10 protein-coding genes are annotated in these 14,689 nt (G+C 40.0%); 6 read left to right on the top strand and 4 right to left on the bottom strand.

Features of this window, described 5'->3' with window-relative positions:
• Nucleotides 1–251: 251 nt before the first annotated feature.
• From MWU78_RS13235 to MWU78_RS13220, 4 genes are all read left to right on the top strand, one after another.
• The gene (locus tag MWU78_RS13235; RefSeq protein ID WP_246998479.1) at nucleotides 252–761 is read left to right on the top strand and encodes a nicotinate-nucleotide adenylyltransferase; all 510 of its coding nucleotides are present in this window, start codon (nucleotides 252–254) and stop codon (nucleotides 759–761) included.
• A 391-nt stretch (nucleotides 762–1,152) separates the two neighbouring features.
• A complete protein-coding gene (locus tag MWU78_RS13230; protein WP_246998477.1) occupies nucleotides 1,153–2,235 on the top strand; it encodes an efflux RND transporter periplasmic adaptor subunit in 1,083 nt (360 codons plus the stop codon).
• Nucleotides 2,232–3,494 carry an ABC transporter permease gene (locus tag MWU78_RS13225; protein WP_246998475.1) on the top strand — a complete coding sequence of 421 codons (1,263 nt, stop codon included), beginning with the start codon at nucleotides 2,232–2,234 and terminating at the stop codon, nucleotides 3,492–3,494. The genes MWU78_RS13230 and MWU78_RS13225 overlap by 4 nt, the downstream gene beginning before the upstream one ends.
• Nucleotides 3,495–3,503: 9 nt before the next feature.
• Complete coding sequence (locus MWU78_RS13220) at nucleotides 3,504–4,178, top strand: ABC transporter ATP-binding protein (RefSeq protein ID WP_246998473.1); 675 nt, start codon at nucleotides 3,504–3,506, stop codon at nucleotides 4,176–4,178.
• 38 nt (nucleotides 4,179–4,216) lie between these two features.
• Here the strand turns inward: MWU78_RS13220 and MWU78_RS13215 are convergent, their stop codons facing one another.
• The 3 genes from MWU78_RS13215 to MWU78_RS13205 form a co-directional block, all read right to left on the bottom strand.
• Nucleotides 4,217–5,593, bottom strand: a complete 1,377-nt coding sequence (locus MWU78_RS13215; RefSeq protein WP_246998471.1) for a Gfo/Idh/MocA family oxidoreductase — start codon at nucleotides 5,591–5,593, stop codon at nucleotides 4,217–4,219.
• Nucleotides 5,594–5,838: 245 nt separating this feature from the next.
• Entirely contained in the window at nucleotides 5,839–7,809 is a 1,971-nt protein-coding gene (locus MWU78_RS13210) for an amylo-alpha-1,6-glucosidase (RefSeq protein WP_246998470.1), read from the bottom strand.
• Between the two features lie 7 nt (nucleotides 7,810–7,816).
• A complete protein-coding gene (locus tag MWU78_RS13205) occupies nucleotides 7,817–10,453 on the bottom strand; it encodes a glucosidase (RefSeq protein ID WP_246998469.1) in 2,637 nt (878 codons plus the stop codon).
• A gap of 198 nt (nucleotides 10,454–10,651) precedes the next feature.
• Here MWU78_RS13205 and MWU78_RS13200 point away from each other — a divergent pair, with 198 nt between their 5' ends.
• Nucleotides 10,652–11,161 carry a hypothetical protein gene (locus MWU78_RS13200; protein WP_246998468.1) on the top strand — a complete coding sequence of 170 codons (510 nt, stop codon included), beginning with the start codon at nucleotides 10,652–10,654 and terminating at the stop codon, nucleotides 11,159–11,161.
• Nucleotides 11,162–11,403: 242 nt separating this feature from the next.
• Complete coding sequence (locus MWU78_RS13195) at nucleotides 11,404–12,720, top strand: Gfo/Idh/MocA family oxidoreductase (protein ID WP_246998467.1); 1,317 nt, start codon at nucleotides 11,404–11,406, stop codon at nucleotides 12,718–12,720.
• Between the two features lie 248 nt (nucleotides 12,721–12,968).
• Here MWU78_RS13195 and MWU78_RS13190 read toward each other — a convergent pair whose 3' ends face one another.
• Nucleotides 12,969–14,678 carry a RagB/SusD family nutrient uptake outer membrane protein gene (locus MWU78_RS13190; protein ID WP_246998466.1) on the bottom strand — a complete coding sequence of 570 codons (1,710 nt, stop codon included), beginning with the start codon at nucleotides 14,676–14,678 and terminating at the stop codon, nucleotides 12,969–12,971.
• Between the last annotated feature and the right edge of the window lie 11 nt (nucleotides 14,679–14,689).

Below are 14,689 nucleotides of genomic sequence, written 5' to 3'. Positions count from 1 at the left end.
ACTATTTGTTGAAAGGGAATTTTCCAAAAAATATTCCGATCCAAGCTTGATAAGTTCAAATCTAGTTCCTTCTATTTGGGTAAAATATGATATTGGTCAGTTATCGTCCCTTTATGTAGGTGTTTTCTTATGTAATGGACGCAGAATGACTTAAGTCATTGTAGTAGCTATTAAAGTGGGGTAATTTCCGCCCCATGAACAGCAGTTGTACGTTCATGTGAACACTAATTATTAATTTAAATTTATTGATCATGAAAAAAATTCTATTTGGTTTATTAGCTTTTGGATTAACCACCCAAGCCTATTCTCAAATTATTCCTACGGTAGAGCTATCGGAGGTAACCGTTTATGCTACGAACTACAAGTATCTGAACAATGTAAACACCGAAGAGGTGGCCTCGATACCTGTGAAGCTATTACAGCAAAAGGTGGCAACCTATGATATTAAGAGTTCTGAATACTATCAAGATGATTATGATCTTTATAATATTACTTTCTTTATTCCAGAAGGTAAAATACTTGCCGCTTACGACAAGGATGGGAAGTTACTGCGGACTGCTGAAAAGTTCAAGGATATAAATCTGCCATCCTCTGTAAGGAATTCCATAGCAGATCGTTTTCCTGAATGGACCATTACGAAAGATATATATTTGGTCTCCTACACCGATGCCAAAGGTGCTAAGAAAACCTACAAGGTTAAATTGGAGAACGGGGATAAAATGTTAAGGGTAAAATTGGATGAAAAAGGGGAATTTCTATAAGAGGTAAGAACATTGCCCAGACCTTATATTTAATGGGAATCAAGGTAAATGATTTTATTTCCAATTTAAGTTAATGGACATTTTCAAGACGGTGGGTCTGAGATTCCCGTTTTTGTGATGTCCTTTTTCTTTGGGTTAAGTTGTACCTTCTGTTTAAATCTAGCCAATGGTATGCGGCAACAATAAATTGCTAGTAATCGTGGTTGCGGAATAGGGATTAGGGTAAAGAAGTCTAGAAACTGTAATACATCCAATACTATTATCAAGTACTTTCTTGATAGAATTTACAAGAATTAATTGGGAATACCCCTAGAATTAACACATATATGACTTTTCTCATATTCTCCAAGGTTAAATTCCCTTTATTTTGGACCATCCTAACTATATAGCAATGAGGCAATTTTTCTGGATAAATTTTCTTTTTCTTTTCATATCCTGTGGAAGCCAACAAGAAACGATATTCCCTACTAAAAAACATCTAACGGAATCGGTCTATGCCTCGGTAACCGTACAACCAGATAGTCTTTATCAGGCCTATGCCCCCGTAGGTGGTATTTTAGACCTTAATTTGTTGGAGGAAGGCGATAAGGTAATGAAGGGAACTCCAATTGTTCAGATTGTTAATAACACTCCGAAACTCAATTCGGATAATGCTCGTTTGGCATTGGAATTGGCGAAGGCAAATTATAATGGAAGCTCGGCAGTATTGAGTTCCTTGGAAGATGAGATCCAATCGGCAACCTTGTCCTTTAAAAACGATTCCATGAATTATTTTAGGCAAAAGAGGTTATGGGATCAGAATATTGGGTCTAAAGTGCAGTTCGAAAACCGTAAACTTGCGTATGAAATTTCTGGAAATAATTTAAAGCAGCTTAAAAATAAGTACGTGCAAACCAGGAATGAACTCTCTACACAGCTTAAACAAGCTTTGAACAATTACTCTACCTCCAAGATTTCTACCCAAGATTTTACCTTAAAAAGCAAGATAAACGGAAAAGTTTATGCCCTTTATAAAAATCCAGGTGAAATCGTCAGTACCATGGAACCTTTGGCAGCTGTAGGTAGTGGTTCTGATTTTGTTATTGAATTGTTGATAGATGAGGTCGATATTGTAAAATTAAATTTGGGACAAAAAGCCCTTATTACTTTAGACGCCTATGGAGATGAGGTTTTTGATGCTAAAATAAGCAAGATTTATCCTAAAAAGGACGAGCGTTCCCAGACGTTTATGGCAGAAGCCACTTTTGACGACCCTCCAAAAGCACTTTACCCTGGCTTGGCAGGGGAGGGGAATATTATTATTAGACAAAAAGAGAGTGCACTGACCATTCCCAAGGAATTTTTAATAGACGGGAATAAAGTGATGACCCATGATGGTTTGGTAGAAGTTGTCATTGGACTGAGAAATATGGATAGTGTCGAAATCCTGGATGGCATTGGTGAGAGCACAGAAATCCTAAAACCCGAGGAATGATCAATTGGAAAGTAATATTGAACATTGCCAAAACCCATTTGCTGACCAAGATGAAATCTACGGTCACGGCCTCTTTGGGAGTTACCTTTGGTATTGGGGCCTATATTACCTTGGTGAGTTTTATGACCGGACTTAATGAAATGCTGGACAGTCTTATTTTAAATCAAACCCCGCACATCCATATCTACAATGAAATTGAGCCTTCGGAAAAGCAACCTATTGCCCTGTACCAAGAATTTGAGGATGCCTTTAATGTAGTGAGTTCCGTAAAGCCCAAACAAAGTCAAAAGAAGATTCACAATGGACTACCCATACTGAACTATTTGAAGAAGGACAAAAATGTATATGGTGCCACACCCCAACTAAGGGCGCAGATTTTCTATCTCTCCGGATCCATAGAACTGGGGGGCAATCTACTTGGTGTGGACATAATGGAGGAAGCGCGAATTTCCAATATTGGCGACTATATTATACAGGGTACGCCCGAAGATTTAAAAAATAGCGAAAATGGAATTCTTTTAGGAGCTGGTCTTGCCAAAAAAATGTCGCTCAAAGAAGGGGATCGGGTACAGATTAGTACAATAAGGGGTGATGTGTTTCCGCTAAAGATCGTGGGGATATATCAAAGTGGCATTGCGGAAATAGATAATATTCAGAGTTATGCCAATCTAAAAACGGTGCAGCGTATTTTGGGAGAGCCCAAGAATTACGTAACGGATATTAATGTAAAATTGAACGATATTGGCGCTGCCACGGCCATGGCAAAAAGCCTGGAAAAGCAGTTTCAAGTTAAGGCGACCAGCGTAAACGAGGCCAACGCCCAATTTGAAACGGGATCTAATATCCGGAACTTAATTACCTATGCCGTTTCCATAACCTTATTGATTGTAGCGGGCTTTGGAATCTATAATATCCTTAATATGCTCATATACGAGAAAATGAAGGACATCGCCATTCTAAAGGCTACCGGATTTTCGGGTACCGATGTACAGCTGATTTTTATGAGTCAGGCCATGATCATAGGAACCGTAGGCGGTATTCTTGGATTGGTAGTTGGATTTGTACTTTCCAAACTAATAGATAATGTGGCCTTTGAAACCGAGGCGTTACCAACCATTACCACATATCCCATAAATTACAATATATGGTATTATGTCATCGGTATTTCTTTTGCCCTAATATCTACCTTTATCGCTGGTTGGTTGCCTTCCAACAAGGCAAAACGCATAGACCCGGTGCGAATTATCAGGGGAACATAAGTAATCATAATGGAGCTCGTTTTAAAAACCAATAAAATCAATAAATTCTTTGAAAAGCCTGTGAAATTTCATGTGCTTAAGGATATTTCCTTTGAAATAAAGAAAGGGGAGTTTGCTTCGATCATGGGGAAATCCGGTTCAGGGAAATCTACCCTCTTGTATATTCTTTCTACAATGGATACAGACTATACCGGTGAACTATATCTAAACAATAAATTAATTACAGGACAGAAGCATCAAGAACTTTCCAGAATTCGCAATAAGCATATTGGCTTCGTATTCCAGTTCCATTATTTGTTGTCCGAATTCAGTGTCCTTGAAAATGTAATGCTACCTGCCAAAAAATTGGCAGAGAAGTCTCTGGCCGAAATAGAACATGATGCCATGGAAAAATTAAAAATGCTGGATATAGAAAAATTGGCAAAGCAACGCGCTTCCCGAATCTCTGGCGGGGAAAAACAACGGGTAGCCATTGCCCGGGCATTGATAAACAATCCTTCCATACTTATGGGAGATGAACCCACTGGAAATTTGGACAGCCATAACTCAGAAAACGTCTTCAGTATATTTAAACGGCTAAAAGAAGAGGAAGGTCTCTCCCTTTTGGTAGTGACACATGACGAGGATTTTGCAAAACGTACCGATCGCATCATCCAGATGGAGGATGGGCGGATTTTGGATTAATTATTCTTTTTCTAAACCTAATAAGGACAGCTAAAGGTTTATTTAAAATCGTTGGGATGTGGATGTTTCCATGGGGCACGATAGTCTCTTTGCAATAGTGCCGTGGCTTCCGCATCATTAACCACTACAATATTTTTAGGGTCATAGATCAATGGCCTTCCTGTAGCCATGGCCATATTGGCCAAAATACAACTGGCAGTGGATACATGACCCTCCCGAATATCGGCTATAGGTAAAGTTCCTTTATCAATGGCAGCTAGGAAATCCAACATATGTAATCTGGTGGCCGGTGCCGCGTTCAATTCTATATCTTTTTCGGTAAGGTCCTCTGGAAATTTTTCTTTTTCATAAATAACGTCCATATGAATCTTTTCACCTTCCCCATGCGGAACAAAATCATATCTCATAGTGCTGCCGGACAATGTTCCTTTCTCTCCATAAAGTTTAAAGGACCAAGGGTAATCTGGGTCTGCAGGGGTTCCCCAGCTTCTATGCTGCCATACGCAGTTGAGTTCCTCATATTCAAAAATTGCGGTTTGGGTATCGGCTATATTGGATTTACTGTCTTTTTGGACATAGATTCCTCCGGTAGAACTAATCCTTTTGGGCCAATCCAGCTCTAGCATCCACCTAACGGTATCCAGCATGTGTACGCACATATCGCCCATAATTCCATTGCCGTATTCCATAAAGGCTCGCCACCAACGCCTGTGGGGAATTCCATCATAAGGACGTAATGGTGCAGGTCCGGTCCACATTTCATAATCCAAAAAATCAGGAACCTTTTCTAAGGGAGGATTGCCATTGGCCCTCATATGGTAGTAACAGCACATTTCCACATGGGAAATTTTTCCCAACAGGCCTGCGTCAATTATATTTTTTTTGGCATCAATAAGGTGGGGAGTACTTTTGCGCTGGGTTCCCACCTGAACAACCCTATTGTATTTTCTGGCGGCAGCGACCATAGCTTCGCCCTCAAGGACATCCACACTTATTGGTTTTTGCACATAAACATGGGCGCCCGATTTTAAAGCCTCTATGGCCTGTAGTGCATGCCAATGATCAGGGGTGCCAATAAGCACAATATCCAGATCCTTTTCAGCCAACATTTTTCTATAATCCCTATAGGTTCTGGGAGCTTTTCCTGAAGGTTGCCTAAGTTGTATCAGGTTTGCTGCCTCCTTAAGCAAACGCTCGTCCACATCGCAAATGGAGACAACGTTTACCTTGGTCACTTGCATAAGCCTAAAAAGGTCACTTTTTCCATACCAGCCAGTACCGATCAGTCCAACACGTAGCGGCTTATCCCGATAAAGAAGTTCCATACCATAGGATCCAAAGGAGGAAAGTGCCAAGGACGCCGCAGCGCCCTTTATAAAGTGTCTTCTATTGATGTTAAAAATCTTGGTTTCCATTGTAATTGGATTAATTTGATCGGTTGTTAATTGGTTCTCAAAAAATACAAAATATCTTTACTCATAGGTGAGATTTTACAAAATATCTCAAAATCGCCCATTTTACCCAACTAACGCCAAGCACTATGTTGGCTTTTTATTTTAGCTCAACCATATTACGAGGGGTGGCATGCCATTTAAGATTTAACTTGATTTTAAAGGCTAACAGGGTGGGGAGCAAATGAATTTATTCCTTGATTTAAGGTTTACCCCAATTTAACCGATACTTCACTTTCACTTTTATTTTCAATTTTGTCCAAGCCATAATCTACATATAGTTTAATAATGGCGGCAACGGACCAGGCCTGATGGATGCATCCTTTTCCTTCCTTGGGATCATCCCCGTTAAAGACTTCGGAAATGCAATGAATGCCATTGTAGAAATAGAAATGCTCTTTTAATGGTTCCAATTCAGACAGGACCTTTTTTTTATTCTCCAAGGTAGTTCCGTATATGTTGAAAAAGGACTGAAAATATTCATATAGTAAAAACGGCCATACGGTTCCCTGATGATAAGCATGGTCACGAGACCATTGATTTCCTTCATAATTCGGCTTATAATCCGGATTGTCCTGATCTAAAGTGCGAAGTCCAAATGGGGTATAAAGTCTATGTTTCACAGCTTCGAAAATGGACTTTTGTTGGTCAATATTAAAAACGGTGAAGGGTAGGCTAAGGCAATAAATTTGATTGGGACGGAAGGTGTTGTCCTGCGAAATCCCAGGTACGATTACATCGTATAAGGTTCCTTGCGGATTAGTGAAATATTTAGTAAAATTGGTTTCAAACCTAGTTACTAAACTCAAATAGCAGGCATCAATTTCCACTTTAAGAACACTACAGAAATTTTCGTAAATTTTAAGGGCATTGTACCAAAGGGCATTGATCTCTACCGGACAGCCAATTCTTGGGGTAATTACCTTTCCACCTACGATGGCGTCCATCCATGTAAGCTGAACATTGGGCTCCCCACCATAAATAAATCCTTCTTCGGTAATGTGAATATTGTAACGTGCCCCGGAAATATGTTGGTCCAATATATCCTTCAATATTGAAATATGACTTTTTAAAAATTGAAGATCCTTGAATTTTTGATGGTAATCATAGCTCGCTACAAAAAGCCATAAGGTTGCGTCAATAGTATTATAGTGAACAGGGTCTTTGGCGTTATCTGGAAAGCGATCCGGTATCATGCCTTGATCAACACTTTTGAAAAAGGTATTCAATATAGAATTTGATAGCGCTTGGTTACCAGTAGCTATGGTCAATCCGCGCATTGCGATCATAGTATCCCTTCCCCAATCCGTAAACCAGTGATAGCCTGCAATAATAGACATACTATTGGTAGATTTTCTTTGCACCAAAAATTGCTCTCCTGATGCCATAAGGTCTTTGAAAAACCCAGTTTGAAGCTTCTTATTGCGGGATTTTTGTTTTTCGTTGCCAAGGGCTGGAAGATTTTTTAGACCATTTTTTATGATGTCATCTTCAACTGTGAAGTACAAGGTAAGATCTTCCCCCGGTTGCAACTCATGCACAAGATATCCAATTCGGTAATAGTCGCAAAGAGACCCTAAGCCTCGGGATTTACCCTTTGGAAGAATAATATTTTTAAACCAAGAACGGTCTTCAAAAAACTGTCCCGATGTCCAGCCAGTAAAAACGGGCTGACTTCCGTATTTTGGGAATGTTTTTAAATGTCCCTCATTGAATTCTGTAAAAAAATTATAACTTGAAGCTTCGTGAAAGGTAGTATGAAAGTCATTGTAAGCGTAGAGAGGATGTAACTCCAAAACCAATGGTGCTATGCCATTGTTTGTATAGGTCACCACCGTGGTATTGGACCCAGGAATCATTTTTATATTTTTATACAAATCCCAATTATTTCCAGCAAACTGCCATGAAGGAGTAGGGTTTACATCAAAACTCTTTAAATAGTGCCCGCTCTCGGGAAAAACCACTTTTGGATATTGATTGGAGGATAGATTATGATATTGGCCATCTAAAAGGACCCGTTCTTCTATTTTGGCAACTACCACCATTCTATCGGTAGGTGGTTCAAGGGCAGCCACTAAAAGGCCGTGGTACTGCCTAGTATTGGCACCGTTGACAGCACCAGAGGCATAACCGCCCAATCCGTTCGTAACCAACCATTCCTTATTAAAAAAATCTTCCAAATTACAATTATATTTCTTCCATTAAATTTGCCACCAAAGCGGTCCATCCGGTTTGATGTGACGCCCCAACACCTCTACCACTATCTCCATGAAAATACTCATAGAACAGGATAAGGTCCTTAAAATGGGGGTCTTGGTATTTCTCTTTGTGCAAAAGGTGAATAGGCCTATTGCCGTCCGCATCCTTTTCGAAAAGTTTTATCAATCTCTTGCCAATTTCATCAGTAATATCCTTTAAATTCATTGTTTTGCCGTTTCCGGTTGGGTAGGTGAATATTAACTTGTTCCCAAAATAACTGTGATATTCCCTTAAGGAATTAATAAATAAATAGTTCATCGGCATCCAAATAGGCCCTCGCCAGTTAGAGTTTCCTCCAAAAAGCCCGGTACTGGATTCTGCAGGTTCATAATTTATCCCATAAGTGGTACCATCTATGGCGATGGTATAAGGATTTTCATGTACCTTGGATAAGGACCTGATGCCATATTCGGAAAGAAATTCCTTTTCATCCAAAATGCTTCCGATCAGTTTCTCCAAGCGATCCTTTGGTACCAAGGACAATAATACATCCTGGTCATGCGAATATTCCTCCATCACCTGATATTTAGCGTTCTCTATCCGGTGTCTACGGAACCATTCCATACTTCTTCTAAATCTTGGAAGTTTGTCCAGATATTCCTTTTTAATGTTCAATACAGCTGTAAGCGATAACAATCCGGAAATGGAACGCACTTTAATGGGCATGGATTCCCCATTAGGGAATATCAATTTGTCATAGAAAAAACCTTGGCTTTCATCCCATGATCCGTTATACTCCTGACTTATATTATTCAAAGCTTCTGCGATAAAGACAAAATGGCCAAAATACTTCATGGTCATATCCTCAAAAGATACGTCTTCCAATGCTATTTCAAGGGCCATCTCCAACATATTTAGGCAGTATAAGGCCATCCATGACGTTCCATCTACCTGCTCCAAGACCCCGCCTCCTGGTATATCCTTACTACGATCAAAGACACCAATATTATCCAGGCCTAGAAATCCTCCTTCAAAAACATTGTTTTCAAGACTATCTTCCCTGTTTACCCACCAGGTAAAATTTAGGGCCAATTTGTTAAACATTCGTTTTAAAAAGATAAGATCTCCTTTGCCGGTCCTCTTTTTTTCCATTTGAAAAACCTGTAGGGAGGCCCAGGCTTGGACAGGTGGATTAACATCGCTAAAATTCCACTCATATGCCGGAATCTGTCCGTTCGGTGCCATATACCATTCTTTGGTAAATAGCAACAGTTGGTCCTTGGCGAAACTGGAATCAACCAAAGCTAGGCTAACACAATGGAATGCGGTGTCCCAGGCTGCGAACCAAGGATATTCCCAATTGTCCGGCATAGCAAGGATATCATGGTTCCTTAATGTCTTCCATTCTTTGTTTCTTCCGTTAAAACGCTCTTTTGGGGGCGGCATTTCTTTATGGTCTCCGTTCAGCCACCTTTCAACTTCATAATTGTAATATTGCTTGGACCATAAAAGACCGGCAATAGCCTGTTTCTGTATTTCTTTGGCTTCTTTGGATACCGATTTAAAAGTAGCATCCAGAAATTCTTGGGATTCTTGGATTCTTTTAGTAAAAGCAGTTTCGTAACCCTGATCGAACGGGGCTTCCAATGAGGAGGCGGTCAACCTCAATTTAATTGTTTTTGTTTCCCCGCCCTTAAGGTTCATCTCGTACAAGGGTGCGAATTTGGTGCCCTGATTATTTTTGGAAATTATGGAATAATCATCGTTCACCACAGAATTGTGAAAGAGATCTTTTTTATAGGGGTGATCATTGGGCTGTGCATAGACCTTCTCCATATTGGTCTCGTTCTCGGTAAACAACAGTCGGGTCGACTCTTCAAAATAAAGGTTATAGTTGCCTACATAAATATGGTCTATAGAGACAAAGGTTTGGCCTTTATGGGTTTGTTTTTTAATAAGTGGTTTTTTTGGCATCCCTACAAAACTCCATAAGTTCCTGGTCCAAAGCGTGGGTAGAACATGAATGGGAGCTGGTTTGGAACTCCTATTGCTAATAGATATTCTTATGAGAATGTCTTCGTTGTCCGCCTTGGCGTATTCCGTAACCACATCAAAATATTCATTGTTGTCTAGAATACCAGTATCCAAGAGCTCGTACTCCAATTCGTTTTTTCCACGTCTCCTGTTTTCTTCTACCAATTCAATATAGGGAAATTCGTTCTGCGGATATTTGTACAGATGTTTCATGTAGGAATGGGTAGGAGTATTCTCCAAATAGTAATACAATTCCTTAACATCTTCCCCGTGATTCCCTTGAGGCCCTGTTAAGCCAAAAAGTCGCTCCTTCAGAATAGGATCCTTACCGTTCCATAGGGCTATTCCAAAGCAAAGATTACAATATCGGTCGGATATACCAGCAATCCCATCTTCTCCCCATCTATAGGCTCTGCTTCGTGCATCTTCATGGGAAAAGTAGTTCCAGGCATCTCCATCCGGACTGTAATCTTCCCTAACCGTCCCCCATTGCCGCTCACTTAAATAGGGCCCCCATTTATGCCAATCCTTTACTTTGGATCGGGAATCGTCCAATCGCTTTTGTTCCTTTGTTATTTTATTTTTAGTCATTTAGTTATTGCCGTATAAAAAGTTTAGGGCTGCCCAACAATATATGATTCTGTATGATGGCACCCTTATCTGACAATTAAAGATAATATATGTTTAACACATTTTTAACCTGACAGCGGTTTAATTAACAACTTTGATGGCATTTTTTTTGTGGCTTATTACCAATAAATAAAGGAAGTTTAATTAAAAATTTTTAAGATGAAAAAATTTGTGTTTGCACTTTTGTTGGGCTTTATGGTGGCTGGATGCCAGGCACAGAACGACCAAAGTAAGGCCAAAGATGATTTGATTGAAAAAAATACGGATAGTCTTTCCGTTCATAAACCGAAAATAAGTTGGAAGGTTGATGAAAAATATGATGAGGAGGGGAACGTTATAGGGTATGATTCGATATATTCCTACTCCTATGACAATCTTGGCAACTTGCGCAAGGAGATGAATCTGGATAGTATTATGAATTCAATGAAGTTTTTTTTCCAAGGCAATTTATCATCCTTTTTTGAAGACCATGATTTAGGTCGGTTTTTTGAAAAGGATTCCCTGATGATCGGGAACCAATTTTTTGATGATTTTTTTGAAAGGCAGCGAGCCAATAATTTTTCGGATATGCGACAATTATTCCAACAAATGGACTCCCTTCAGAATATGATGATGGAGAAACATCGGAAATTTATGCCGGATGAAACCGAAAGTAAATCAAAATTATAGGATGCCATCGTTTTGAGGGATAGAATGTAAGGCGGCTTTTTTTTGAGGTAAATCAATTTTTTAAAAGCTATTTTGGTAAAAAAAGGAATATTTAACATAATCGATGCCATTCTGTAAAACTGTACATTGTACGTTTCCAAATTAATCTCTATCTTGACCACCCGTACTTGTCCTCAAATTTTTGGAACAAGTCATATCACATTTAATTTTAAACTCTAAAAACTAAACTAATTAAGAAAGTCATGACCAATACTAAAAATAGTAGAAGAGATTTTGTTAAGAGCAGTGCCTTGGTATCAGGGGCATTGATTTTGCCTACCATGCAGATGAATGCCATGGTAAATGTAGCCAACGATAAGAAATTGAAGATTGCCCTAATTGGTTGTGGTGGTCGTGGTACAGGTGCGGCACAACAGGCCTTGCATGCAGATCCCAACGTGGAATTGGTGGCTATGGCCGATGCTTTTGAAGATCGGTTGCAGGGTAGCTTAATGAACTTGCAAAAGGAATTTGCTGGGACTAAAAAGGTCAACGTAGACAAGAAAAATCAGTTTGTTGGTTTTGATGGGGCTGAAAAAGCAATAGATATGGCAGACGTGGTTATCTTGGCCACTCCTCCGGGATTTAGACCACAGCATTTTGAATATGCGGTAAATGCAGGAAAGCATGTATTCATGGAAAAGCCAGTTGCTACAGATATCCCTGGAGTAAGGAAGGTATTGGCTGCAGCACAAGTAGCTAAGGATAAAAAATTAAATGTTGTTGTAGGTCTTCAAAGACATTATCAGGACAACTATTTGGCTGGGTTGCGACAAATAAAGGATAACAAAATCGGAAAAATAGTATCTGGCCAGGTATACTGGAACAGTGGGGGAGTATGGGTTAGAGAAAGACAACCTGGACAATCGGAATTGGAATACCAGATGCGCAATTGGTACTATTTTAACTGGTTGTGTGGCGACCATATTTTGGAACAGCATATCCATAACATTGATGTGGCCAACTGGTTTATTGGAGAATATCCTATTTCAGCTCAAGGGTTTGGTGGGAGACAAGTAAGAACAGGAAAGGACCATGGTGAAATTTTTGATCATCATTTTGTAGAATACACCTACCCAAGTGGTGCAGTAATCGCCAGTCAATGTCGTCATATGCCGGAGACCATGAGTAGAGTAGCAGAAACTTTTCAAGGTACCAAAGGGACTATTGAAACTTACGGGGATAATACCTTTATCAAGAATTACGATGGAGGGGAAATATTTACACATCGTGGTAAAGATGATCCAAACCCATACCAGGTGGAGCATATTAAACTTTTCGAATCTATCAGAAACAAGGGAGTTATTACAGATGCCGAGAATGGTGCTATGAGTACTATGAGCGCCATTGTTGGTAGAATGGCTACCTATTCCGGCCAAGTAATTAAATGGGAAGAGGCAATGACTTCCAATATTGATCTTGCACCGGATAACTTAACTTGGGATTCGCCGGCACCAGTTCAGCCCAATGCGGATGGTACCTATAATATACCAACTCCAGGGAAGACCGTAGTGATTTAAGAAGAAACTACTTTTAACAAAAAAATCCCAAGCATTCCACATGTTTGGGATTTTTTTGTTTAAGTATAATTAGTAGTATTGATAATGTACGTGTCCCGACTGTTTTGTAATTAGGGTGGGGAACACTTTGTACTTGGGGAATAATGAAAAATGGTTTGTTTTGGAAGGTTTTAATTTCCAAAGCAAACCATTTTTTTGAGGTCTATATACTATAGGCTTTCACCTATTTCTCTGATTTACACCGTCAATTATTGTGTCGGATTCTGTGTTAGTGTACCAGGATACGAATTAATGGCATCTTGTGGAATGTAGTACACTACACGGAAGTCAGTAGCAGATATATCTTCAAATTGATTGTGAGGTCCTGGATACTGGCGTGTAAGTTCTTTTCCATTGCGGAATACGTCATAACTTCGCTCTGCCTGATAAGCAAGTTCCAGTTGTCGCTCTTTATCAATTCGTTCACTTGCATTGGAAGCATCCAATGAGCTGTATCCTCCGCCTACAATGGCACGCTCTCTGATGGTGTTTAGATCAATGATTGCGGCATCATAATTTTTCAGTTTTGCATACGCCTCGGCACGGTTTAGGTAAATTTCACCTAATCGGCTGATGAGCGGGGAGTGTAAATGGGTATCCTCTCCTTCTTTTGAAGCTTTTGTTATGTAAAATTGAGGATAGACACGGTTTAGTGTAATGAAGTTATCTATTACACCGGTATAGGTTTTTCCATCATTATATAGAATGGAATAGATCTCCTGATCGGTGTCTACAGGAATAAGGGTATAGGTGTCGTCCCCGTCTTTAGCGGTTATAATGCCACCGTTGCGGGTGGTTTCTGCCTGTACATAGTTTAAAACATCGCCATCTTCCTTAATAAAACGGAATACTTCGGTATATTCACCGGTGTTGGCATCTGTGGAGTAGGTAGGTTCGATAAATGCAGCACGTGCATCTACCATATTATAACTATCCGTACGCCAGTCATTGCGACCGGTTTCGTCCAACAAATCGATATACTTGGCACTGGCATACATTTCTCCCCAGCCCATACCACCAATGTTGGCATACATGCCCCCAACACCATAATAGTGATCATAGCCTGAATATTCAGAAGCCACACGTTTTATGGCAAATATGGTCTCCGCATTGTTCTCTGGTACAAAAGTATTGTACTTCATAAATTGCTCTCTAGGCAACAAGGAGTACTTTCCTGAGTTGATAACCTTATCCGCATAGTCTACGGCAAGTTGTGCATATTCTGGATTCGGTGTTGTATAGGTACCACTCATATAAAGATAAATACGGGACAGCATGGCCTGAGCAGCTTCTTTGGAAGCGAAAATTGGACCCTTGTCCACGGAGAGCAATTCTTCTGCCTTCTTTAAGTCACTGATGGCTTGCTCGTAAGTTTCTTTGACCGTGGCACGATCAGGAAGCTCCAGATTAATGATGTCTTCTGGAGTACCGTTAACGATAGGTACACCCGGGTTTGTTTGAGGGTTTTGGTAATAAGGACGGCCGTAAGCCCGACATAGGTAGAAATACAACATACCTCTAACATAGTAGGATTCTCCTATCTTACTATCAATTTCTGCATTCTGTCCTTCATCGATCATCCCAATAATGTTGGAAGCTTGTGCAATTGCCTTATAGCCCGAATCCCAAAACTGGGTCAAACGATAGTTATTGGGTGTACGTGCATACGAGATAAATTCGTAGAAGGCATCCGTAGATGATCCACGGATCATCATATTGTCTCCTGCATACTCACCGCAACGGTGCATGGGATCGGACCAGGTCTTTAACTGGGCATACATCCCAGTGAGCAATGATTCTAGGGAAGCATCCGGGTCATTGACAATAGTCTCCGAGTCCATGCTCCCATATGGGTAGCGGTCAATATCACAAGCAGAAAGTGCTGTAATGGCTAATAGGGTTATAAATATTTTTTTCATGTTTTTTCTAT

Origin of the sequence: Arenibacter sp. F26102 (assembly GCF_023015865.1) — a bacterium.
GTDB lineage: Bacteria > Bacteroidota > Bacteroidia > Flavobacteriales > Flavobacteriaceae > Arenibacter.
This window is presented reverse-complemented; position numbering and strand designations above follow the sequence as displayed.